21 protein-coding genes are annotated in these 23,364 nt (G+C 44.4%); 7 read left to right on the forward strand and 14 right to left on the reverse strand.

All coding sequences use genetic code 11. The features are described from left to right. Positions 1–120 precede the first annotated feature (120 nt). The gene (locus LQ216_RS09300) at positions 121–1,638 is read right to left on the reverse strand and encodes a glycosyl hydrolase family 18 protein (protein WP_230129021.1); all 1,518 of its coding nucleotides are present in this window, start codon (positions 1,636–1,638) and stop codon (positions 121–123) included. A gap of 401 nt (positions 1,639–2,039) precedes the next feature. On the opposite strand from LQ216_RS09300, the gene LQ216_RS09305 reads away from it, so the two are divergent. The 3 genes from LQ216_RS09305 to LQ216_RS09315 are packed head-to-tail and all read left to right on the forward strand — an operon-like array spanning position 2,040 to position 4,317. Next, the gene (locus LQ216_RS09305) at positions 2,040–2,165 is read left to right on the forward strand and encodes a cytochrome c oxidase subunit 2A (protein ID WP_230129022.1); all 126 of its coding nucleotides are present in this window, start codon (positions 2,040–2,042) and stop codon (positions 2,163–2,165) included. Between the two features lie 24 nt (positions 2,166–2,189). Continuing rightward, on the forward strand, positions 2,190–2,681 hold the full coding sequence (locus LQ216_RS09310; protein WP_230129023.1) for a cytochrome c oxidase subunit II: 492 nt from the start codon (positions 2,190–2,192) through the stop codon (positions 2,679–2,681). After that, positions 2,671–4,317 (forward strand): b(o/a)3-type cytochrome-c oxidase subunit 1, encoded by a 1,647-nt coding sequence (locus LQ216_RS09315; RefSeq protein WP_230129024.1) that lies wholly within the window; start codon positions 2,671–2,673, stop codon positions 4,315–4,317. Before LQ216_RS09310 ends, LQ216_RS09315 begins: the two co-directional genes overlap by 11 nt. A gap of 179 nt (positions 4,318–4,496) precedes the next feature. On the opposite strand, the gene rnz is transcribed toward LQ216_RS09315, so the two are convergent. Both rnz and LQ216_RS09325 read right to left on the reverse strand, forming a co-directional pair. Beyond that, positions 4,497–5,429 carry a ribonuclease Z gene (gene rnz / locus LQ216_RS09320; RefSeq protein WP_230129025.1) on the reverse strand — a complete coding sequence of 311 codons (933 nt, stop codon included), beginning with the start codon at positions 5,427–5,429 and terminating at the stop codon, positions 4,497–4,499. 98 nt (positions 5,430–5,527) lie between these two features. Next, complete coding sequence (locus tag LQ216_RS09325; protein WP_230129026.1) at positions 5,528–7,048, reverse strand: amidase family protein; 1,521 nt, start codon at positions 7,046–7,048, stop codon at positions 5,528–5,530. A 261-nt stretch (positions 7,049–7,309) separates the two neighbouring features. On the opposite strand from LQ216_RS09325, the gene zwf reads away from it, so the two are divergent. Further along, entirely contained in the window at positions 7,310–8,806 is a 1,497-nt protein-coding gene (gene zwf / locus LQ216_RS09330; protein ID WP_230129027.1) for a glucose-6-phosphate dehydrogenase, read from the forward strand. 344 nt (positions 8,807–9,150) lie between these two features. Here zwf and LQ216_RS09335 read toward each other — a convergent pair whose 3' ends face one another. Next, positions 9,151–9,621, reverse strand: coding sequence for a GNAT family N-acetyltransferase (locus LQ216_RS09335; protein ID WP_230129028.1), 471 nt, complete (start codon positions 9,619–9,621; stop codon positions 9,151–9,153). A 110-nt stretch (positions 9,622–9,731) separates the two neighbouring features. Here LQ216_RS09335 and LQ216_RS09340 point away from each other — a divergent pair, with 110 nt between their 5' ends. Continuing rightward, entirely contained in the window at positions 9,732–9,905 is a 174-nt protein-coding gene (locus LQ216_RS09340) for an asparagine synthase (protein WP_230129029.1), read from the forward strand. A gap of 885 nt (positions 9,906–10,790) precedes the next feature. Here the strand turns inward: LQ216_RS09340 and gndA are convergent. The 5 genes from gndA to mce form a co-directional block, all read right to left on the reverse strand. Then, on the reverse strand, positions 10,791–12,203 hold the full coding sequence (gene gndA, locus LQ216_RS09345; RefSeq protein WP_230129030.1) for an NADP-dependent phosphogluconate dehydrogenase: 1,413 nt from the start codon (positions 12,201–12,203) through the stop codon (positions 10,791–10,793). A 103-nt stretch (positions 12,204–12,306) separates the two neighbouring features. Then, entirely contained in the window at positions 12,307–13,599 is a 1,293-nt protein-coding gene (locus tag LQ216_RS09350) for a DNA polymerase IV (RefSeq protein WP_230129031.1), read from the reverse strand. A gap of 209 nt (positions 13,600–13,808) precedes the next feature. After that, on the reverse strand, positions 13,809–14,930 hold the full coding sequence (locus LQ216_RS09355; RefSeq protein ID WP_230129032.1) for a M20/M25/M40 family metallo-hydrolase: 1,122 nt from the start codon (positions 14,928–14,930) through the stop codon (positions 13,809–13,811). Between the two features lie 98 nt (positions 14,931–15,028). After that, positions 15,029–16,579, reverse strand: a complete 1,551-nt coding sequence (locus tag LQ216_RS09360; RefSeq protein WP_230129033.1) for an acyl-CoA carboxylase subunit beta — start codon at positions 16,577–16,579, stop codon at positions 15,029–15,031. Then, positions 16,576–16,998, reverse strand: a complete 423-nt coding sequence (mce, locus tag LQ216_RS09365) for a methylmalonyl-CoA epimerase (protein WP_230129034.1) — start codon at positions 16,996–16,998, stop codon at positions 16,576–16,578. Before mce ends, LQ216_RS09360 begins: the two co-directional genes overlap by 4 nt. Before the next feature lie 170 nt (positions 16,999–17,168). Here mce and prli42 point away from each other — a divergent pair, with 170 nt between their 5' ends. Beyond that, a complete protein-coding gene (prli42, locus tag LQ216_RS20350) occupies positions 17,169–17,267 on the forward strand; it encodes a stressosome-associated protein Prli42 (protein ID WP_290369252.1) in 99 nt (32 codons plus the stop codon). A 39-nt stretch (positions 17,268–17,306) separates the two neighbouring features. Here the strand turns inward: prli42 and LQ216_RS09375 are convergent, their stop codons facing one another. After that, a complete protein-coding gene (locus tag LQ216_RS09375; protein ID WP_230129035.1) occupies positions 17,307–17,816 on the reverse strand; it encodes a L,D-transpeptidase in 510 nt (169 codons plus the stop codon). A 32-nt stretch (positions 17,817–17,848) separates the two neighbouring features. Next, positions 17,849–18,838 carry an aromatic acid exporter family protein gene (locus tag LQ216_RS09380; protein ID WP_230129036.1) on the reverse strand — a complete coding sequence of 330 codons (990 nt, stop codon included), beginning with the start codon at positions 18,836–18,838 and terminating at the stop codon, positions 17,849–17,851. 242 nt (positions 18,839–19,080) lie between these two features. On the opposite strand from LQ216_RS09380, the gene LQ216_RS09385 reads away from it, so the two are divergent. Then, positions 19,081–19,284 (forward strand): hypothetical protein, encoded by a 204-nt coding sequence (locus LQ216_RS09385; protein WP_230129037.1) that lies wholly within the window; start codon positions 19,081–19,083, stop codon positions 19,282–19,284. A gap of 139 nt (positions 19,285–19,423) precedes the next feature. Here LQ216_RS09385 and LQ216_RS09390 read toward each other — a convergent pair whose 3' ends face one another. From LQ216_RS09390 to scpA, 3 genes are all read right to left on the reverse strand, one after another. Beyond that, positions 19,424–19,861: a BrxA/BrxB family bacilliredoxin gene (locus tag LQ216_RS09390; RefSeq protein WP_230129038.1), complete on the reverse strand. Its 438-nt coding sequence runs from the start codon at positions 19,859–19,861 to the stop codon at positions 19,424–19,426. A gap of 170 nt (positions 19,862–20,031) precedes the next feature. Next, the gene (gene meaB, locus LQ216_RS09395; RefSeq protein WP_230129039.1) at positions 20,032–21,171 is read right to left on the reverse strand and encodes a methylmalonyl Co-A mutase-associated GTPase MeaB; all 1,140 of its coding nucleotides are present in this window, start codon (positions 21,169–21,171) and stop codon (positions 20,032–20,034) included. Beyond that, positions 21,171–23,363: a methylmalonyl-CoA mutase gene (scpA, locus tag LQ216_RS09400; RefSeq protein ID WP_290369253.1), complete on the reverse strand. Its 2,193-nt coding sequence runs from the start codon at positions 23,361–23,363 to the stop codon at positions 21,171–21,173. Before scpA ends, meaB begins: the two co-directional genes overlap by 1 nt. Position 23,364 lies beyond the last annotated feature (1 nt).

Genomic DNA, 23,364 nt, shown 5'->3' on the forward strand with positions numbered 1-23,364 from the left:
TGTAATTACTAATCTCCCAAAAAATAATCCACCATAGCGTTAACCAGCTCTGGTGGATTACTTCTAACTTTGCCTATTAAAAACCGTTGGCATTCCCGCACCAACGGTCTTTTTTTGTCTTTAATTATTAAAATGATACACGCCCCAGATATCAGCTGTTTCCGAACCAATATACCAGGCAGCTGCCCCACCCAAGTGATTTTGTTTAACCAAATTCATGCGAAGGCCGATTGACTTTTGGTCTTCCAGCCATATTTGATGCTTTTCTCCACCCGCTGCATATTCCACATAATTTTGTGAGGTTTTTTGATCCCACACCTTTTGAAGGCCCTTGGATGAAATGATTTGATTCGCCTGGGCCATCGTCCGGTCATGGCTGGTTACTTTTCCTGTTGATAGATTCGTAACCCACTCCCGGGTGTAGAATGGTACAGCAAGAATGATCTTCTGGGACGGTACCTCTTTCATCAAGAGCTCGATTCCTTCTTTTGTCCAAGGCAAGGAGGCTATAGATCCTGCTTTTGGGCTTCCTCCCCAATGTTCGTCATATCCCATCATCACGATATAATCGGCAATCTTGCCAAGCTCCCTTCTGTCAAAGCTTCCGGACCAGAACGGGTCTTCGTTTTCCCGGGTCACATCCACAGACACGATGATCCCGTGTGGCTGAAGAGCCTTTTTAAGTTCACCGATAAAAACTACAAAATCCTGCTTGTTTTTGATATTGATATTTTCAAAGTCAACGTTGATTCCATCACTATCGGTTTGCACGAGTGAATCTCTTAGCGTTGAAATTAATTTTTGACGCTTCTGTGGATTGCTGAGCACAGAATCGGTTAATACAGGGTCAAATTTATTGCCGAATAACGGCCAAAGTTGTTTCCCCTGGGCATGGACGGCTTGTCCATACCGTGAATCAACAGAAACCGCAACTACATTATCCGTGCTGCTTAATGTATACCAGCGAGGCGATACAACATTTAAATTTGGTTGTTTTAGTTGTTGAATGTAGCTGTCTGTCGTCCCATTATAATTCCATCCCATGACGATCCGTTTTTGTGCCTTGGTCTGAAGAAGGGACTTTTTCATCCAGCCTTTTTTACCGCCAAGTAATTGAACCTGGGCATAATAATCCGGAATCTTGATTTTTTGGCCAACGGAAAGTTTAGTGGAACGTAAGTTATTCAGCTTCGTTACGTCACTGACTGCGACCCCGTATTTTGTTGAAACTTTCCATAGCGTCCCACCCGATACAACCGTATGGACTTGATATTTCTGCGGTATTTTCAACTTTTGACCAACACTGATTTTAGTGGTGGTTAATTTGTTCTCTTTTTGCAGCTCGTTTATGGTAACCCCATATTGATTAGCGATAATCCATAATGTGTTGCCGGAGACTACTGTATGAATGACGCTACTGGCGGAATCCCCCGCTGCCGAAGAGATGATTGGGTATTGCTCCCCTTTTTTTAAGACCGATAAAACGGGAGAACCCAGTTTAGGTGAACTGTATACTTTCGCATTGTCTGTTTTAACAGTACCAATGGAAAGAGTATGATTTGCCGCTTCCCCTTTAATAGGAACAAGACTTATACAAAGAAAGTTTAAAATGATAAGAAAGCTAAAGAACTTTTTCACTTATTCTATTCTCCTCAAAGTTTATTAACAACTTTAATAGTTTACTATCCGGAAAAGCTAGAAGGATAGAGGTACTTTGTGGAAGCATGAACAACGTTCACATTATTGTAAAAAAGCGTTCACATTATTGTAAATAATATAGATAACTTGCAATATGTGCCAATAGTAAAATTAAACATGTAAACAGTATACTTTTTTAAAAAAAGGCTCTGTTAAACGATAATGTTGTTTTTGGGAAGGGAATCTGCGAGACTCCTGCGGAAAAACGGGCTGGCAAGACCCCGCAGCGAGGTACGAGTGAGGAGGCTTGACAGTTCGTCCGCGGAAAGCGAGTAGATTCCATGACCATTTGAAAATCAACAATGGAATTTAACAGAGCCTTAAAAAAAGAGGTGATTAAATTGGACAAAAACAAGAAAGAGGAGAAGGAAGATACGCTAAAAGGTACACTCGCTTCCGTCATGATATTGGGAGTGTTTCTTATCGTCTCCTGGTTTAGTGTTTACGCTTTATTTCTTTCAAGATAATACATAGACAAGTAGGTGAAAAATATGAAAATCCATAAGTTTGAAAAGATTTGGCTTCTATTTGGTACCGGCTCATTAATTTTATTTTTAACAATTGTCGGGGTCCAGGCTTTTTCTATGGGGAATCATCCGCCAAGCGGACACCATATGATCGATCCGGAAAAGGTAAAAGAAACAGCTCCATTTACAAAACCAGGGCTTCATCAGACTGGAGAAAACGAATATGAATTGGTCATTGTCGCTTCCGCTTTTAATTATGACTTGGGCGAAGATGATAAGACGATCACGATCCCTAAGGGAGCAAAATTAACTTACAAAGTAGCCACCACTGATGTGGTTCACGGATTTTCTGTAGCAGGAACGAATGTAAACATGATAGTAGAACCGGGCTATGTGAGTGAATTAGCGGTCACCCATGAAAAAACGGGAAAGTTTACTGTCGTGTGTAATGAATATTGCGGAACAGGACATCACATGATGTACGGAACAATCGAGGTGACAGACAATGCAAAGTAAATTAGGGATTGATAAAAATGACGCAAAACTGACTTTGGCCCATATTTATGTCGCTTTCGCAGCACTGCTTTTAGGCGGACTTTGCGGGTTGCTTCAGACGCTCGTGCGTTCTGGATCTTATCAATTGCCCGCCGGAATTGGGTACTACCAGTTGTTGACGGTACACGGAGTTTTATTAGGACTTGTATTAACTACATTTTTCATTATCGGATTTCTGTTTGCGAGCATCAGTAAGACAAGCGGCACTTTTTCAAAAGGGGAAAGAATAACAGGTTGGGTTGGATTTTGGCTCATGACTGTGGGAACCGCTCTTACAGCCTTTTACATTTTAATCGGAGAGGCCTCTGTTTTATATACCTTCTATGCACCGCTTATGGCTCACGTAGGCTTCTATATCGGTCTTGCTCTACTTGTTGTTGGTAGCTGGGTTAGTGGTTTCAGCATGTTTGCCAAATATATCAGGTGGAAGCGGGAAAATAAAGGCCAGATGCCGCACGTCCTCAGTTTTATGGCCGTGATTACGATGGTTTTATGGCTTGTGGCGACATTGGGAGTGGCTGCGACTGTATTAATCCAATTTATCCCGTGGTCACTGGGCATAACCGATGAAATCAATGTGTTGGTCAGCAGAACATTGTTTTGGTATTTCGGTCACCCTCTTGTCTATTTCTGGCTGTTGCCTGCTTATATGGTTTGGTATGTGTCCATTCCTAAAATCATCGGGGGCAAGATTTTTTCGGACTCACTTGCAAGGCTATCATTTATCTTATTCTTATTGTTCTCGATTCCAGTCGGTTTTCACCATCAATTAACAGAACCCGGCATAGACCCGGGATGGAAGTTTGTCCAGGTTGTTCTCACCTTTATGGTCGTGATTCCATCATTGATGACGGCATTTTCCATGTTCGCTACCTTTGAAATAGCAGGCAGGAAAAACGGCGGGAAAGGATTATTCGGCTGGTTCAAAACCCTTCCTTGGGGAGATGTCCGTTTCTTTGCTCCTTTTGTCGGGATGCTGGCCTTTATTCCGGGCGGCGCGGGCGGCTTAATCAACGCATCGCACCAAATGAATCAGGTGATTCACAACACCATTTGGGTTACAGGACATTTTCATTTAACAGTGGCGACAACGGTATTGTTGACGTTCTTTGGAATTTGCTACTGGCTCATCCCTTCTCTTACAGGAAGGACACTTACAAAAAGCATCAACCGCTTAGGCATCGTCCAAACCATCGTTTGGACAGTCGGGATGACGATTATGTCCGGAGCGATGCATTTCCAAGGTCTACTCGGAGCGCCAAGACGCTCTGCTTATTCAACATACGGCGGCAGCGCTCAGGCAACCGAATGGGTCCCTTACCAGATTCTTCAGGCGATTGGCGGCAGCATCTTATTCATCGGTATCATCTTAATGATTTACATCTTCATACAGCTGCTGTTCTTTGCTCCGAAAGGGGAAACAGAATTCCCGGTTGCTGAAGTTTCCGAGCATTCAGGGAAAACACCGGCCATTTTCGAAAACTGGTATGTCTGGATCGGCGTATTGGTTGCGCTAATTTTGATTGCTTATGCGATTCCATTCATGAATATGATCGAACACGCACCACCTGGTTCAAAAGGATTTAAGCTGTTTTAATAATTCATCAAAAACTTCTTAAATAAGGAGGCGTTAGAAAATGTTTTTAATCGTGCTCTCTTTAGTAATCGTTGCGGTTGTTGGGATTATTATCGCGGTAGAAGTGACAACACCTGAAGAAAATATGAATTGATTGCTAGAGTATGAAAAAGCCCTCAATTAAGAGGGCTTTTTTACTTTCATTTCCCCGGATATAGCGGAATTTTGATACTAAGCAAATCCTCAGCGATAACGGTTTCCGGAAAAATTTCTCTGCTTTCTGCCGTCAGCATTTTCGCATCTTCTTCCGTATATCTCGAACTTATATGAGTCAAGATCAGTTGTTTGGCATTAGCCTGTTTAGCGGTTTGGGCCGCCTGTGTAGTTGTCGAATGGTAATAATCATGTGCCATTTCAGGTTCATGCTTTGAAAATGTCGCTTCATGGATAAGGTAATCGGCATCCCCGGCCAGGATTAAGGCATTGTCACAGGTTCGTGTATCGCCAAGAATCGTGATAATCCGGCCCTTTTGCGGAGGATTCAGATAATCGGTTCCGTGCAGAACCCTGCCGTCCTCAAGCCGGACCGTTTCGCCTTTCTTTAATGCCTTGAAGGCGGGACCAGGCTTTACTCCCTCTGAGCGTAGTTTGTCGATAAGCAGACTTCCTGGACGGTCGTGCTCAACAATCCGGTAGCCCAGACACATAATACCGTGATCAAGCGGCAGTGCTGTTACCGTAAACTGTTCGTCCTCAAACACAATGCCCTCTGTAATTTCAACGATCTTAAGCGGGTACTTCAAATGAGTTCCACTCACCCGAAGGCTGGTCGTAATGAATTCCTCTATTCCCGCTGGGCCGTATACGGTAAGCTCGTCCGTGCCTCCTTGGAATGAACGGCTTCCAAGTAAGCCGGGCAATCCAAAAATATGGTCCCCGTGCAGATGGGTAATAAAGATTTTCTCGATTTTGCCAGGCTTCACAGGCGTCTTCAGAATTTGATGCTGAGTCGCTTCGCCACAGTCGAACAGCCACACTGCTCCCCTCTCTTCAAGGAGTTGCAGGGCAATCGAGGATACATTTCTTGCCTTCGCCGGCATTCCCGCCCCTGTCCCTAAAAAAACAAAATCCACGTCCACTACCTCCGCCTACTATATGTATGGAACCACTATATCATAAAAAGAGAATTCGCTTAAGTGAACGATTCTCTCTTCTTTTTATAAGAACATTTCTATTTCCGACTTATTGGCTCCCCCAAAAACATTGGATTTCTTTTTACGTCAATCCACTCTTCTAAAGTCTCAAGCCGGGCTGCTAATTCATACAGCAAGTCCTCCCGCCCCCTCCCGGCAATGAATTGTACCCCGCAAGGCAATCCGTTCGCAGTAAGGTGAAGCGGAACGGACATGGCCGGCTGGCCGGTCAGATTAGCTAATTGGGTAAACGGTGTCCGCTTTAAGCTGTTTTCTACGATTTTATCAACCATCCCGCTTTTTTTGACCAGCCCTCCAGCGCCAAGCTTCCCGATAATGTCAAGCATCACCTTTTCCGCTCCCCTTGAATTCAGCTCGCCGATTTTCGCTGGCGGAAACGCAGTCGTTGGGGTCATATACAAGTCATAGGTTTCATGGAAGGTTTCCATTTCAAAGGCAGCCTTATCCCATTCCCGTAAAGCGAGAACAAATTCTTCTGCGCTTGCCGCTTTACCAAGAAGGCCCAAAAGCCATGTCGTTGGTTCTACGTCATCGAATTTGACTTTACGCCCCAGCTGCAGTTCGAGATCGTTTATGGTTGCGGCCACTTCTCCAAAGTACATCATCATATAACTATTCGCGAGCCGCTTCCCATTAACCGATGGATTCTTCTCCTCGACGGTATGCCCCATCGATTCCAGCAATTTAGCCGTTTTTCTCACTGCTTCGATGCATTCAGGGTCCACCTCGGTTCCTATCGGGGATTCAGTGGAAAAGGCGATTCTATATTTTTTTTCTGTTGGGTTTTGGACAATTTCCAAGTACGATCCATCAAACGGGAGAGCATGGAAAGCAGCTCCTTTTTCATATCCGGCGATTTGATCGAGCATCGCCGCGCTGTCTCGCACACTTCTGGTTAGGACATGGTCTGAGGAGGCACCCTGCCATTGACGGCCCAATTTCGGTCCGGCAGGCGTTCTGCCTCTTGTTGGCTTTAATCCAAACAAGCCGCAATAGGCAGCAGGTATCCGAATGGAGCCTCCTCCATCATTTGCTCCGGCAATCGGCACCATGCCCGATGCGACTGCCGCCCCTGATCCACCGCTAGAACCACCGGGTGTATGCCCTATATTCCAAGGATTTCTCGTTGGCCCGTGAAAAGCAGGCTCCGTAATCCCCATCAAAGCAAATTCAGGCACGTTCGTCTGTCCCAGAAAAACAGCTCCTGTGTTCCTGACTCTTCGTACAAATTCGGCATCACGAACGGCCAGATAATCCTGGAACGATTTTGATCCCGATGTAATCTTTTCTCCTTCAATTTCCTGGGTTATATCCTTTAGAAGCATGGGCACGCCTGCAAAAGTGTTATTCATATCAAGTGTACGGACGGCAGCTTTTGCCTGCTCGTACATTTTATTAATAACCGCATTCAAATTGGGATTTATCGCTTCAATCTGTTTGATTGCTTCTTCCAATATCTCTTGGGTCTGAACTTCCTTTCCTTTAAGCAATTCCGCAAGCCCCAGCGCATCATAATCCCGATAGTGAAAACCCATCATCGCAAATCCCCCGATATACATTATTTTATTCTATTTAATTAAATATAAATGATTTATCAGAAAAGTCAAAATTCATAGGCCGAAAAACCTATTTACATATACGGGGAAGTTTTAATCTATTCATCAGGAATCGTTGAATAGATTATATTTCTTTGAAAAAGAATAAGTATATATGCAATATGTTTGCGTTACTGTTTAACAAATTATATATTGTAAGAGTATTTTTTCAGAAGCAATTGATGAGGAAAAGAGGTTTTACCTGTGGTTCAAAATAATAAACCGTCCGCACTAATCATGATATTCGGAGCAACCGGGGACTTGGCTAAGCGCAAGCTATTTCCTTCCATTTATCGATTATTTCAGAAAGAAAAGATAGATAAATTTGCCGTTGTCGGCGTGGCAAGAAGGCATCTTACCAATGAAGAATTCCAAGCCAATGTGAAGGACTCGATTCTAACCTTCACCAATGAACAGGAAAACATCGACGAATTTGCCTCTCATTTTTTTTATCATTCGCATGATGTGACCAGTTCCGAATCGTACATACAGTTGAAGGAGATCGCAGACCGTTTAGATAGCCATTATCAGCTTGAAGGCAACCGTGTCTTCTATCTTGCCATGGCTCCTGAGTTCTTCGGAACAATCGCAGAGCAGGTGAGAGAGCAAGGTCTCACTGACACACCCGGCTATAAACGACTTGTCATCGAAAAACCGTTTGGACACAGCTTTGAAAGTGCTTTGGAGCTTAACAAACGGATCCGTACTGCCTTTGAGGAAGACGAAATCTATCGGATTGACCACTATCTCGGCAAGGAGATGGTACAAAATATTGAAGTCATCCGTTTCGCCAATGCTCTTTTTGAACCATTATGGAACAGCCGCTACATCTCCAATATTCAGGTGACCTCAAGTGAAACGCTTGGTGTAGAGGAACGCGGCCGTTATTATGAAACGAGTGGGGCATTACGCGACATGGTCCAGAACCATATGCTGCAAATGGTCGCGCTGCTTGCGATGGAACCGCCAATCCGGTTGACTACCGAGGAAATCCGCAGCGAGAAAGTGCGTGCGCTTCGTTCCCTTCGTTCGATGACTGCGGAAGAAGTGAATCAATATTTTGTGCGTGGCCAGTATGGCTCAGGCACAATGAATGGGCAAAATGTGCCTGGTTACCGGGAAGAGCAAATGGTTGATTCCGAGTCAAACACGGAAACATTCGTCGCAGGCAAGCTGATGATTGATAACTTCCGCTGGGCCGGGGTACCTTTCTATATTCGTACCGGGAAAAGGATGGACATTAAATCAACGAAAATTGTGGTCCAATTCAAGGACATTCCGATGAATTTGTATTACAAAACGGGAGAAACGCTTCACCCTAACCTCCTAGTCATCCACATCCAACCTGAGGAAGGCATCACCCTCCTCCTGAACGCTAGAAAAACAGGAAATGGTATGAGATCGAGACCGGTACAGCTGTCCTATTCAAATAAAAGCAGCGACAAACTTAACACACCAGAGGCTTATGAAAAGCTTCTGTTCGATAGCATGCGAGGCGATGCCACGAACTTTACCCATTGGGACGAAGTGGCCTTATCCTGGAAATTTGTCGACAGGATTTCCGAGGTATGGGAAACGACAAAAGACAGCACTTTCCCCAACTACAAATCCGGTACAACCGGACCGGATTGCGCTGACGAACTGCTGAAAAAAGACGAACATTTCTGGTGGCCTGTCGAAAATCTTGACCTTGAAGAATGACGCTAAAGAAAAAGGATATCCCGATCGGGATATCCTTTTCCTTTCTAGGAAGCGCTTTTTCTGAAAATCTTCCCTCTAATTGAATCGAGAATCTCTCTGTGTCTTGATGAATGTTTTTTAGCGGTTCCCTTATTCATCCAAAACGACACGCCTGACTCCAGGATGATCAAAAAGAGAAACATAGATACAAGAATCCACAGCATCGGCATGTTCATCCTCTCCCTTTTGTCTTATCAGCTTATGTTGGAAATCATCAAATATCATCTGAACATTTTCTTTAAGGGTATCTTTTTTGACAAAAAAAAGAAAATCCGATATGGACTATTTTCCATAGGATTTTCTGACTAAATTTCTTTCGCAAAAACGACCCTGTCCCCGTTTTTTCCATCGTAATTGCTATGTACCGAAATCCCATCTATCTCTTTATCTCCGGGAATAATCATAAAGCCAAGCTGACTGTGAAAGGCTATCGAATTCCGGTTAACCGGCGATGTTATGCACTTTATCTTACGCACTCCTTTTGCAGCAACTGAACTTGAGAATCGATCATACAGTTGTTTACCAATGCCTTGTTTGCGGAAGTTGAGGTTAACCCCTACAAAATGCACATAGGCTGTATTTGGTTCAGTCTGTGAGAGAAAACCAACGATGAAACCGGCTGTCTCTTTATCACTTTCCATTATAAAGCTCGTATCATTAAAATGTTGGAAGAACAGCCTGGGCTGCAAAGAAGACATCTCACGCCCGCCCCACCACTCATTCAATCGAGAAGTAATGTTTGGGTAATCAGCTTCCTTTATATTTCGCATGTTCATTTATTGTTCACTCCTTTTGTGTGGATTTTCGGTACATACTTCTACCTGCTTCGGCAAGACTAACAATGGTAATCTTTTACCGAACCTGACTTCGATGGAGGGATATAACCATGGACGTTCGTGAAGGCTTGATTCCTACTGCTTTAGGTACTGCTGTAACAGCTGCTGGTTATGCAATGAAACAGAACCGGGGTTCCAATAAGATGGTTGCCAATACCCTTTTCGGATTTGGATTGGCACATGTGGTTCTTGGCGTCATTGACCTTGTTGAACATCGTCGTTAACAATGGGGGAGCACAGGTCTGTGCTCCTTTTACTGTCCGAAATTCTGTATTTTTTATAATAGCTCGTAAATTCGGATTATCGAGCACAAATTCCGATTATCGAGCACAAATCCAGATTATCGAGCACAAATTCGGATTATCGAGCACAAATTCCGATTATCGAGCACAAATTCCGATTATCGAGCACAAATCCAGATTATCGAGCACAAATCTAAATCATCGAGCACAAATCCAGATTATCGAGCACAAATCCAGATCATCGAGCACAAATCCAGATCATCGAGCACAAATCCAGATTATCGAGCACAAATTCCGATTATCGAGCACAAATCCCGATAATCGAGCACAAATTCCGATTATCGAGCACAAATCCGGATCATCGAGCACAAATCTAAATCATCGAGCACAAATCCAGATTATCGAGCACAAATTCCGATTATCGAGCACAAATCCAGATCATCGAGTACAAATTCCGATTATCGAGCACAAATCCAGATCATCGAGCACAAATCCAGATTATCGAGCACAAATCCAGATTATCGAGCACAAATTCCGATTATCGAGCACAAATCCAGATCATCGAGCACAAATCCAGATCATCGAGCACAAATCCAAATTATCGAGCACAAATCTAAATTATCAAGCACAAATCTAAATCATCGAGCACAAATCAAATCATCGAGCACAAATCCAGATCATCGAGCACAAATCCAGATTATCGAGCACAAATTCCGATAATCGAGCACAAATTCGGATTATCGAGCACAAATCCATAATCGCTTCTAATAATCACCATGAAGTAACGGCCACTCCTAGAATTATATCCAAAAAAACGGACTAACCTCTAAGATTAGTCCGTTTTCGTCATTATATAAAACCTAAAACCTATTTCTCCATCCACTCGGTATGGAAAGTTCCTTCTTTGTCGACACGCTGATATGTGTGCGCCCCGAAGTAATCACGCTGTGCCTGGATCAGGTTGGCAGGCAGCGTTTCCGTGCGGTAGCTATCGTAATAAGAAAGCGCAGCAGCGAAGCTAGGAACCGGAATTCCGTTCATGACTGCTGTGGATACTACTTCACGAAGAGCTCCCTGATAGCTTTCAACGATTTCTTTGAAATACGAATCGAGAAGCAGATTGTTCAGTTGGCCATCGCGGTCATAAGCATCCTTGATATTCTGCAGGAATCGTGCCCGAATGATACAGCCTCCGCGGAAAATCATTGCAATTTCCCCGTAGCGAAGATCCCAGCCGTACTCCTCAGAGGCAGCTTTCATTTGAGCAAAGCCTTGTGCGTATGAACAAATTTTACTCATATATAGTGCTTTTCGGATGCTCTCGATGAATCCGTCCCGATCACCGGAGAACGGCTTTGCTTCAGGTCCGCTTAGAAGTTTGCTTGCCACAACACGCTCGTCCTTAAGGGCAGAGATAAAGCGGGCAAACACGGATTCTGTAATGATTGGGAGTGGAACGCCAAGGTCAAGAGCACTCTGGCTTGTCCATTTGCCTGTGCCTTTTTGGCCAGCTTTATCGAGGATGACATCAACCATCGGCTTGCCTGTTTCCTCATCATATTTCTTAAAAATATCAGCGGTAATTTCAATGAGATAGCTGTCCAGCTCGCCTTGATTCCAATCGGCGAATACGCTGTGAAGTTCTTCAGCGGAAAGTCCAAGGATATTTTTTAATAAAAAATACGATTCTGAGATAAGCTGCATGTCTCCATACTCAATTCCGTTATGGACCATTTTTACATAATGACCGGCACCATTCGGACCAATATATGTACAGCATGCGTCTCCATCTACCTTGGCAGAGATATCCTTTAAGATCGGCGCAACTAGTTCATACGCTTCCTTTTGTCCGCCAGGCATGATCGAAGGACCGGTCAATGCACCTTCCTCACCGCCGGAAACGCCAGTACCGATAAAATGAATGCCAAGTGCACTAAGCTCTTCATTGCGGCGCTGTGTGTCCTTGAAGAATGTATTACCGCCGTCGATTAAGATATCACCTTTATCAAGCAAAGGCTTAAGCTGCTCGATTGTGGCGTCAGTTGGGCCGCCGGCTTTGACCATTAACAGGATTTTTCGAGGACTCTCCAACGAAGAAACAAACTCTTCGACATTATATGTAGGAACCACGTTTTTACCTTGTGCCTCTCTCATCATCTCATCCGTTTTTTCCCTTGAACGGTTGTATACCGAAACAGAATAACCTCTGCTTTCAATATTAAACGCGAGGTTCTTACCCATTACGGCAAGTCCGACTACACCAATTTGCTGTTTTGACATGGATTCCCTTCCCTTCTTTACCTTATCGGATTACTATATCAACTATCTCAACCATGTTCAAACATCATGCTTTTTCCTTTATATTTTACCCGTTAACCTGTTATTATTTATTTTCTTTTTTTGAATCATGAATGTTCCTGTCCTTTAAACCGAAATTATCAAAAAAGTCTTTACCAAAACTGGTCTCAGCCACAACCGGGGAATTTTTCATTTCAGAAGGCCCTTTTGTAATGATATCCTTGCCATATTTGCTCTGTAACTGGTCTAAAGCTTTATATAAAGGCTCCTTTTCGGCATCCTTATGATAGGAAAATAAATCAAGCTGCTTGAAGGCTGTTTCTCTTTCGGTGACATCAAAGGCCGTCACCCCGAGCAACCTGATCTTTTCTCCCTTCCAATGCTTCTTAAAAAGCCGAACTGCCATGTCATGGATTTCGTCCGCTCCCGAAAAAGGATTTTCGACAATTCGGCTTCTTGTGATCGTGCTTCTGTCTTTATAGCGAATGGTCACGCCGATTTTCTGGCCAACCAGCCCTTTATTCTTCAAGCGAAGAGCAACTTTTTCTGACAGCTTTCTTAATATATCGATCAATTCTTTTTGGTTAGTGGAATCATGTGGCAACGTGGTTGAATTGCCAATACTTTTATGTTCAAAAATAGACTCGGGATCGACTCGTCTTTGATCGTTTCCGTTCGCACGCTCTTTCAGGCGGAGACCGTTAATACCCAACACCTGTTTCAGTTGAATTTCATTTGCTTTCGCTAAATCGCCAATCGTGCTGATACTGATGTTTTCCAACTTTTCAGCTGTCTTCTTGCCGATTCCGTGCATTTCACCAACATGAAGCGGCCACATCTTGATCGGGACGTCGCGTTTTCGCAAAATGGTGATGCCCATCGGTTTTTTCATATCAGAGGCTGTTTTGGCAAGGAATTTGTTTGGAGCGACCCCAATGCTGCATGGCAGGTCCATCGTTTCAAAGATTCGCTTTTGGATGCTTTCAGCAATTTCGATCGGCGAACCAATGTCACCTGAGTCTGTAATATCAAGATATCCTTCATCTATTGAAACAGGCTCTACCAACTCCGTATACCCACGGAAAAGCTCAAAAATAGCCAGTGAAGCTTTCTTATATCTTTCGAAATTAGGCATCATCACAATCAACTGAGGGCATAGTTTTTTAGCTTCCCAGAGGGGCATCGTTGTTTTTACTCCGTATTTCCTTGCCTCATAGCTGCAGGTTACGATGATGCCCCTCCTTTCTTCCGGATTTCCGGCAATTGCGAGCGGTTTACCTTTTAAAGAGGGATCGTAAGCCATTTCAACCGAGGCGTAAAAGCTATTCATATCTACATGAAGGATAACCCTGCCATTCTTAGGATACATGTCATTCACGCCGGTCACTTCCTTGTCAAATTCCGTTTACTTCTATTGTACCAAAACGAGTCGGTAGACACACTCCTACTCTTGAATGTAAAGAAAGTTCGTCGATTGACGAGCCGTAAGGCGGAGGTTAGACGTAGTTGCACTTATGCAAAAAGGAAAGTTTATACTTTCCTTTCTGCCAAAATAAAGACGCTGATAATCCAGCGTCCTCTACTTCTTTACTCTCCAGCTACTTCCTGGACAATCGCAATGACCATTTCGCCAAGCTTTGACAATTCCTCGACCGGGATCTTTTCATTCGTTGTATGAATTTCTTCGTATCCCACTGCAAGGTTAACAGTCGGAATGCCGAAACCTGCAATGACGTTTGCGTCGCTTCCGCCTCCGCTTTGCTGCAGTTCACAAGGGCGGCCAATTTTTTCGGCTGCTTTTCTAGCGACTTCCACAACATGATCACCCGCACCATACTTAAATCCTGGATACATAACGGTTATTTCAACATCGGCACGTCCGCCCATTTCTACTGCGGCGGTTTCAAATGCTTCTTTCATTTTGTCGGCCTGTTGTTCCATTTTTTCTGTAATTAGAGAACGAGCCTCTGCAAGGATCTCAACATGATCGCAAACGATATTAGTCTGTGTGCCACCTTCAAAGCGCCCGATGTTAGCTGTTGTTTCTTCATCAATTCTGCCAAGCGGCATTCTTGAAATCGCTTTTGAAGCGATCGTGATCGCGGAAACTCCTTTTTCGGGAGCAACGCCGGCATGCGCTGTTTTTCCTTGAATAACCGCTTTTACTTTCGCCTGTGTCGGAGCAGCGACAATGATATTGCCGACTTTTCCGTCGCTATCAAGCGCGTACCCGAATTTTGCGGTTACTAAGGAACGATCAAGCACTTTTGCCCCGACTAAACCGGATTCTTCCCCGACAGTTATGATGAATTCAATCTTGCCGTGCGCGATATTTTGCTCTTTTAATACTCTGATTGTTTCAAGCATGACAGCAAGCCCGGCTTTATCATCCGCACCGAGGATCGTCGTGCCGTCTGAAACAATATACCCATCCTTAATCGATGGCTTAATCCCTTTACCTGGTACAACTGTGTCCATATGGGATGTGAAGTAGATCGTGTCGACTCCTTCTTTTGTACCTTTCAGAGTACAGACAAGGTTACCGGCTCCATGTCCGGTCAAGCTGGTTGTGTCATCTTCAAAAACTTCAACGCCAAGCGCTGTAAACTTATCTTTCAGTACCTTGGAAATTTCGGCTTCAAATTTTGTTTCCGAATCAATTTGAACCAGTTCCATAAACTCCTGAACTAATCGCTCTTCATTAATCAATGTCAATACCTCCAATAATTATCTACTGTCTCAGTATACCCCTGATACTCGACAAGCGGCAAATTTCCGGGATCAACATAAGACATTCTAAGCGTTGTTTACAAAGGGATATTGCCATGCTTTTTGTACGGCCGGGATTCCTTCTTATTGCGGAGCATTTCAAGTGCCTGAACAAGCTTGATCCTTGTGTCGCGCGGATCGATGACATCATCCACCATTCCCTGGCTGGCTGCAACATACGGGTTCGCAAACTTTTCGCGGTACTCCTCTATCTTTTTGGCACGCGTTTGTTCAGGGTTTTCGCTGTTCTGGATTTCCCTTGCAAAAATAATGTTAGCCGCTCCCTGAGGCCCCATGACGGCTATTTCCGCATTCGGCCAGGCGTAAACCAGGTCAGCCCCGATCGATTTACTGTTAAGGGCCACGTAGGCACCGCCATATGCTTTACGCAAAATGACCGTTAGCTTCGGTACAGTCGCCTCTGAATAAGCGTATAGAATCTTTGCACCGTGCCTGATTATGCCCCCGTGCTCTTGCTTTACGCCCGGGAAAAAGCCGGTGACGTCTTCAAAAGTAATGATCGGGATATTAAAGGAGTCACAAAAACGGATGAAGCGGGCCGCTTTATCGGAAGAATCGATATCAAGACCACCGGCCATGAATTTAGGCTGGTTGCATACGAGTCCAACCACTTCTCCTTTCATTCGGGCGAGGCCGATTACAATATTCTTTGCAAAATCCTTTTGCACTTCCATAAATGAACCTTCATCGGTGACTTCTGTAATGACAGTACGGACATCGTAAGGACGCACACTGTCAAAGGGAATCGCCTCCGTCAGGTTCGGACGGTAATCATCCTCTTCATCCAACTCGATACGAGGTGGTTTTTCTTCATTATTTTGCGGCAGATAGCTGATCAACTTCCGCACCATTTCCAGCACTTCTTCTTCTGTTTCGCCCTGAAAATGCGCGTTCCCGCTAATGCTGTTATGTACTCCCGCTCCTCCTAAATCCTCAGCGCTGATCTTTTCTCCGGTAACCGCTTCGATGACCTTCGGGCCGGTGATAAACATTTGGCTAGTTTTTTCGACCATGAAGACAAAGTCGGTAATTGCAGGCGAATATACGGCCCCCCCGGCGCTCGGTCCCATAATCACAGAAATCTGCGGAATCACCCCGGAATAAATCGCGTTCCGGTAGAAAATATGCCCATAGCCGTCCAGGGATACGACCCCTTCCTGAATCCGGGCCCCTCCTGAATCATTCAGGCCGACGAATGGAGCGCCGTTTTTCGCGGCAAGATCCATCACGTTCGCGATTTTCTTTGCATGCATTTCACCGAGAGCGCCGCCAAAAACGGTAAAATCCTGCGAAAATAAATAAATCGGTTTTCCGTTTATTTTGCCGTAACCGGTCACGACTCCATCTCCCGGACCTTTCACGCCATCAAGGCCGAAATCACGGCTGCGGTGTTCAATAAAAGGATTCAATTCAAGAAATGTACCGGGATCAACCAACAGTTCAATCCGTTCCCTTGCAGTAAGCTTTCCTTTTTCATGTTGCTTTTCGATTCGTTCATCCCCGCCGCCCCGTTCAATTTCCCGGCGTCGGTCGTACAGCTCATTGATTTTTTCATAGATGTCCGTCATTCCTGATCCTCCCCTGTCTCATTCCGTTCACAAAGCTCATAAAGAACGCCAGCGGTTCCTTTTGGATGAATAAAGGCGACATTTGCATGGTGTGCCCCGAGCCTTGGCTTCTCATCTATCATTTTAATCCCATTTTCCTTAATTTGCTGAATCCTAGCTTCAATATCTTCCACACCCAGAGCAATATGGTGAATGCCTTGTCCCCGTTTTTCAATAAATTTTGCAATCGGGCTGTCAGGCGATAACGCTTCCAATAATTCTAGCCTCGTATTTCCCGCAGAAACAAAAGCGACCCGGACTCCTTGGCTTTCCACCGTTTCAACGCCTTCAAGCTTCAATTGAAAGACATTTGTATAAAGCGGAAGGGCTTCTTCTATTGAAGAAACAGCGATTCCAATATGATCAATATTTTTTATCATAACAGTCCCCCATCTAAGTTCGACAATTATCTGACTATAACAATATTCAACAATAATCATCATAATCCTGCTTATACTACAGGTAAAATATATGTTCGTCATTATTGCTTGTCTACAGGTAACTACTCACGTTACAATAATAGTAATCAATTCAGGTAGGGGAGAGTATGATGAGAAATAGAAATTTCAGGAAAATGGTCGTTTATTTAATGATCGCAACGATGCTGTTAACCTCATTATTGTCAGGAATGTTAGCATTTTTTATGTAAAATTAAGGGTCTTAGCACATTTGCTAAGACCCTTTTTAGTTATTTAATCGCGCCTTGTTCTTTGGCAAGCGTATAAAAATCTTTATTGGTTTTCGCGACCAAAATCTTCGTTCCGATCGGAACTTTATTATATAACCTTTCTACATCGGCGTTTTTCAAGCGGATGCAGCCGTTTGAAATATATTTCCCAACCGTCCATGGCTGGTTCGTCCCGTGGACCCCATAGATTCTCCCATCTGTATTTTTTGCATCAAAGCCAATCCACCTGGTCCCGAGCGGATTCTTCGGGTCACCGCCAGGAATATTCTTTTTGCGGTAATAAGGATTGACTGCCTTCACTTTTACGGTAAATAATCCTTCCGGTGTCAGTTCCTGACTTCTTCCCGTCCCGGCAGGCAAAACTTCTTGGACAGCATTGTCCTTGATGAATGCCAGCTTATTCGTAGCCTTGTTCACGATTATAAACGGATCTCCCGGTTTGACAGCAGGTGCATCGGGATGGATGGGCGAAACCATCATCGCAAGCAAAATGGATAGTAGTAGCTTCATGTTTTTGACGCTCCCTTGCGTTTTCGCTTATTTTAAGCAAGGGAGCCGTTTTTCATTCGACCTTTTGTTTTTACTGGGAGTCCCTTAAAGGATAGCTTTATCTCAAGATAACGCTCCATTTCCCTCACCAGCTGGAATAAAGCCGCCCTGGATTCAAAATCTTCCCGTGTTTTCGGAAGCTCCATTTCCTTGATTTTTTCTTTCATTTCTTCAAGTTGCTGTAAATAGACAATGGCCGTATTCTGCGGATGGACGTTCTCACTTAATTCTTGAATGAAATCAGCCAGTATCCCGCTCTGCCTGACATTCGTCGGGATGCTAGTCACTAGCGGCAGAATCCGCTCGATTATTTCAAATTGCTTTTCCCTCATTTTAAAATAATGATAATAGACATCCTCGCCCCTTAGAAAATGATTCTCGACATCCCGGAAAGCCATTGTTTTTGCCTCTTCCAAGAGCTGGTTCGTTTCGGTTATTTCCTTACCGTCCCAATCGCTTTCATTGGTCCGCAAGTAATTGACAATCTCCCGCAGGATCACACTAAAGTTTTTTTCAATTTCTACCCGGTAAGTGACCAGTTTATTTTCAAGACTCGGCATGTAAAGATTCATAATCAGGGCGACACCAATACCGATTATGATCAGAGCCGTTTCATTGAGCACCAGATCCACCGTCACATTCCCTGCCATATAAAAATGAAGGACGATGACGCTGCTTGTGACAATGCCTTCCTGAATCTTTAGCGTTACAGTGGTTGGGATAAATAATAATAGCATCAGCCCGATTACGATCGGATGGTAGGCAATGACTTCAAAAAGGATCGCTGAAAACACAATTGCCAGCAGGCAGGCAAAGAATCTCGACCAGGCCGCCTTCAGTGATTTCTTCTTCGTAACCTGGACGCAAAGAATCGTCAAAATGCCCGCTGAGGCAAAGTTATCCAGGCCAAACAACTGGGCAATCATAATCGCAAGCGTCGCCCCTAAAGCGGTTTTAATCGTTCGATATCCGATTTTAAACATATATGTATCACCGGTTTCTATTTTCTTAATATCCATAGTATCAGCAAAATGGAGAGTTTTACAGCAACAACTGTCCTTTTTATCACGAATTGCCTATCCAATTTGGGATTCCAGCTTTTTGACCAAGTTTACTTATTTATCTGTTCGCTGAAATAATCCTTAAATTTAGTTTATTAAATAAAGCTTTTGCACTTTTTATATCTAAGGGAATATAAGGATAGGATGTTATGGAGGTGTATGACATGTCTATTTCAGATAAAATCATCAAGGAACTTGACAAGTTAGATGAAAAAGAAAGACAAAAGGTACTAAAAAAAATTAAAGATAAGTATATGTCTAATGAGGTTATTTTACTGAGCGAAAACTATGCTTGGTGGGATAATGAGGAGGATGACATATACAATGAAAGTAAAGGCTTTTCTTATGATTCCTCTATGGGATGTTAAATACAATCCCCAGTGTCCCAAGTATTTATCTGCTCTTGTTATATGTTTTTCACTTAGTCCTGCCCTTCTCAGTGATTTATACCTCTAATTTATCGGCAATTTCAGAGGAAATAAAAAAAGACCCGGGAACTCCCGAGTCTTACACTTCTTCGCAATATTGGTCAAAGTAGCCTTGCAGCTTGTTGACGACGGACATTGGATCATGCCCTTCAATTTCGTGTCTTTCCACCATTGTGATGAATTCTCCATCCTTTAACAAGGCAAATGATGGCGATGATGGCGGATAGCCTTCAAAAAAGTCACGTGCTTTTTCAGTTGCGTCTTTATCCTGGCCGGCGAAAACCGTTACAAGGTTATCCGGGCGCTTATCATAATGAACGGAATGAGCTGCGGCTGGTCTTGCGATCCCGCCTGCACAACCGCAAACTGAATTAATCATGACAAGGGTTGTTCCTTTTTGTGCGAAAGCATCTTCCACATCTTCTGGAGTTGTTAATTCTCTATATCCTGCCGTCGTGATCTCCTGGCGAGCTTGACGAACTACATCATTCATTAAAAAGTTAAAATCCATGCTCATGGTCGTGCCTCCTCTATATTTTTCTACAATTTCATAATAACAGTGTGCGATTTCAGATTCAATCTAAATGCAATCAGAAAAAAGAGTTTAATTTTGGGTTACACCGGGAATGATAACAATACAACTAGATCCATACCCCTAACTCCCTAGATTGGATAGCAGATTTTCTGCTATCCATTTTCTTTTGGGTCGGAACTTCGCAACACTTCATTAAATATCTCAAAGCTTTCCTGGACCGCCCTCGTAATGGTTTTATTACCCGACAACACCTGATTTTCGAGGACAGGCAGCATGTCTTTGATTTTTTCATTTTTAAAAAACAGGTTATGAAGCGAATCTTGGATCAAAGAATATAGCCATTCTTTTGATTGCTGTCTTCTTCTCTCTTGGAAGACGCCGGTTTGTTTCGTTTCTTTTAAAAACCGTTCCATGGTCTTCCACAGCGGGTCGATTCCATCGCCGGTTAATGATGAACAAGTATATGCTTTCGCCGGCCAGCCTTTTGTCGCAGGCTGCAGGAAATGAAGAATTCGATCGTATTCTTCTTTTGTTTTCAAGGCGAGTGGCTTATTGTCTCGGTCAGCCTTATTCACGACAATTGCATCCACGAGTTCCATAATCCCTTTTTTCATTCCTTGCAATTCATCCCCGGCACCGGTGAGGACAAGAAGCATAAAGAAATCTGTCATGCTCCGGACTAATGCCTCGCTTTGGCCGACGCCAACTGTTTCAACGAGGATAATATCAAAACCAGCGGCTTCACAAAGAAGCATCGTTTCCCGGGTTTTGCGGTGAACGCCGCCGAGCGTCCCTCCTGAAGGAGAAGGCCGGATAAAGGCTTTCGGGTTCCTGGCGAGCTCTTCCATTCTCGTTTTATCACCAAGAATACTCCCGCCATTGACAGAAGAGCTCGGGTCTACTGCCAACACAGCAACCTTATGCCCCAAATTGCATAAAAAGCTGCCAAAGGTTTCGATAAATGTACTTTTCCCTGCTCCGGGCACTCCGGAAATCCCGATCCGGATTGAACTGCCTGCTTTGGGCAAAATCGATTGCAGAAGCTGCTGCGCATCCTCGAAATGATGTGGGGCATTGCTTTCGACCAATGTGATCGCACGCGCAAGCATGGCTCTATCTCCCCGCAACAGACCTGCTTTTATATCGCTAAGATCGAGCTTCTGCTTTTCCTTTTTTACAAACCTGCCTTTGCCTGTTTTAGCGGCCGTGGATGACATGTCCACCCCTTTTCTTACAATAGAAGCGAAGCCTTCGCTTTCTTCTGACCATTCAGGTTTTTTTCCATTCTCCATCACCCCGACACTTCCTCATATCCGAGGCGGCGGTAGATTTCCTTCAACACGCCTTTAGCGGCTTGCGGAATGACTGTACCAGGTCCAAAAATCGCGGCTGCCCCATTTTGCTGCAGGAATTCATAATCCTGGGCCGGAATCACGCCGCCGGCAATTACGATGATGTCTTCCCTGCCCAGTTTTTTCAGTTCATTCACGAGTTGGGGAAGAAGTGTTTTATGTCCTCCGGCGAGCGAGCTCATTCCGATTGCGTGGACATCGTTTTCGACTGCCTGCAGTGCCGTTTCTTCCGGCGTCTGGAAAAGCGGACCGATATCGACGTCGAATCCCAAATCGGCAAAAGCAGTCGAAACAACCTTGGCACCGCGGTCATGGCCGTCCTGGCCCATTTTCGCCATCAGAAGACGGGGCCTTCTGCCTTCATTTTCAAGGAAGTCATCGGTCATCTGTTTCACTTCTTCAATTTCATTTTCATTCGAGTAAGAGGAGCTGTAAACGCCGCTGATCGAACGGATCGTTGCCTTATGGCGCCCGGCTGCCTTTTCGATCGCATCCGAGATTTCCCCAAGCGTCGCCCTTGCTCTTGCAGCCTGGACGGCCAGCTCAAGCAGGTTGCCTTCACCGCTCATAGCCGCCTCTGAAAGCGCCGCGAGTGTAGCCTCAACCTGTTCCTGATTCCTTGCTTCCTTTAGTTTGGCAAGTTTTTGAAGCTGGCTTTCGCGTACAGCCGTATTATCAATTTCCAGGATTTCTATTGGATCCTCTTTTTCAAGACGGTACTTGTTCACACCGACGATCGTTTCCTTGCCGGAGTCGATTTGAGCCTGTCGCTTCGCGGCCGCTTCCTCAATTCGCATTTTAGGAAGCCCAGTCTCTATAGCTTTTGCCATTCCGCCAAGCTCTTCAATCTCCTCGATATGGGTCCAAGCCCGGTTAATCAGTTCATTCGTCAGTGATTCCACATAATACGAACCGGCCCACGGGTCGATCACCTTAGTGATTCCCGTTTCCTCCTGAAGATATAACTGGGTGTTCCTCGCGATCCGCGCTGAAAAATCAGTCGGCAGGGCGATGGCTTCATCAAGGGCATTCGTATGAAGTGATTGCGTATGTCCTAACGCAGCCGCATGGGCTTCCAGTAACGTGCGGACAACATTATTGAATGGATCCTGTTCCGACAGGCTCCAGCCGGAGGTTTGCGAATGGGTACGCAGTGCCATTGATTTTGAATTCTTTGGCTCGAATTGCTTCATCAGCTTTGCCCAAATAAAACGGGCAGCCCTCATTTTGGCTACTTCCATGAAGTAATTCATTCCGATTGCCCAGAAAAAAGAAAGGCGGGGGGCAAAAGAATCTACCGGTATGCCAGCCTCAAGCCCAGTTCGCACATATTCAAGGCCGTCTGCGAGCGTATAGGCAAGTTCAATATCAGCCGGTGCGCCCGCTTCCTGCATATGATAGCCTGAAATGCTGATGCTATTAAACTTCGGCATATATTTGGACGTATATTCGAATATGTCGGCAATGATTTTCATCGACATATCCGGCGGATAGATATATGTATTCCGCACCATGTATTCTTTTAAAATATCGTTTTGAATCGTACCGGAGAGTTTTTCCTGGGTTACACCCTGTTCCTCGGCTGTCACGATATAAAAGGCCAAAATCGGCAGGACTGCCCCGTTCATTGTCATCGAAACGGACATTTGATCGAGGGGAATCCCTTCAAATAACCGTTTCATATCGAGAATCGAATCAATCGCCACGCCCGCTTTGCCGACGTCGCCGACAACCCGGGGATGGTCCGAGTCATAACCTCTGTGTGTCGCCAGGTCAAACGCCACGGATAAACCTTTTTGGCCCATTGCCAGATTTCTGCGATAAAAGGCATTGGATTCCTCTGCCGTCGAGAAACCGGCATACTGACGCACCGTCCACGGACGGTTTACAAACATCGTCGGATAAGGTCCCCGAGTATATGGTGCAAGACCCGGAACACCTTTCATATGCTCGAATTCCGTCACTTCTTCTTTTTGATAAAGAGACTTGATCTGAATCTGCTCATTCGTTTCATATAAAAGCTCGTCAATGGAGCCGTGAATCGCTGCCTCAGCTTCTTTTTTCCATTGTTCAGAAGAACCGTCTGCTTTAATTGTCGTAAGCTTAATTTTAGTAAAATCAGGCTTTTTCACG

The organism is Bacillus sp. CECT 9360, assembly GCF_918741275.1.
Lineage (GTDB): Bacteria > Bacillota > Bacilli > Bacillales > DSM-1321 > Peribacillus.

Coding starts and splice junctions, on each gene's coding strand:
- LQ216_RS09310 (WP_230129023.1), top strand. CDS start 2,190: ATGAAAATCCATAAGTTTGAAAAGATTTGGCTTCTATTTGGTACCGGC.
- LQ216_RS09315 (WP_230129024.1), top strand. CDS start 2,671: ATGCAAAGTAAATTAGGGATTGATAAAAATGACGCAAAACTGACTTTG.
- LQ216_RS09325 (WP_230129026.1), bottom strand. CDS start 7,048: ATGATGGGTTTTCACTATCGGGATTATGATGCGCTGGGGCTTGCGGAA.
- LQ216_RS09335 (WP_230129028.1), bottom strand. CDS start 9,621: ATGAACATGCGAAATATAAAGGAAGCTGATTACCCAAACATTACTTCT.
- LQ216_RS09340 (WP_230129029.1), top strand. CDS start 9,732: ATGGACGTTCGTGAAGGCTTGATTCCTACTGCTTTAGGTACTGCTGTA.
- gndA (WP_230129030.1), bottom strand. CDS start 12,203: ATGTCAAAACAGCAAATTGGTGTAGTCGGACTTGCCGTAATGGGTAAG.
- LQ216_RS09360 (WP_230129033.1), bottom strand. CDS start 16,579: ATGACGGACATCTATGAAAAAATCAATGAGCTGTACGACCGACGCCGG.
- mce (WP_230129034.1), bottom strand. CDS start 16,998: ATGATAAAAAATATTGATCATATTGGAATCGCTGTTTCTTCAATAGAA.
- prli42 (WP_290369252.1), top strand. CDS start 17,169: ATGAGAAATAGAAATTTCAGGAAAATGGTCGTTTATTTAATGATCGCA.
- LQ216_RS09375 (WP_230129035.1), bottom strand. CDS start 17,816: ATGAAGCTACTACTATCCATTTTGCTTGCGATGATGGTTTCGCCCATC.
- LQ216_RS09380 (WP_230129036.1), bottom strand. CDS start 18,838: ATGTTTAAAATCGGATATCGAACGATTAAAACCGCTTTAGGGGCGACG.
- LQ216_RS09385 (WP_230129037.1), top strand. CDS start 19,081: ATGTCTATTTCAGATAAAATCATCAAGGAACTTGACAAGTTAGATGAA.
- LQ216_RS09390 (WP_230129038.1), bottom strand. CDS start 19,861: ATGAGCATGGATTTTAACTTTTTAATGAATGATGTAGTTCGTCAAGCT.
- meaB (WP_230129039.1), bottom strand. CDS start 21,171: ATGGAGAATGGAAAAAAACCTGAATGGTCAGAAGAAAGCGAAGGCTTC.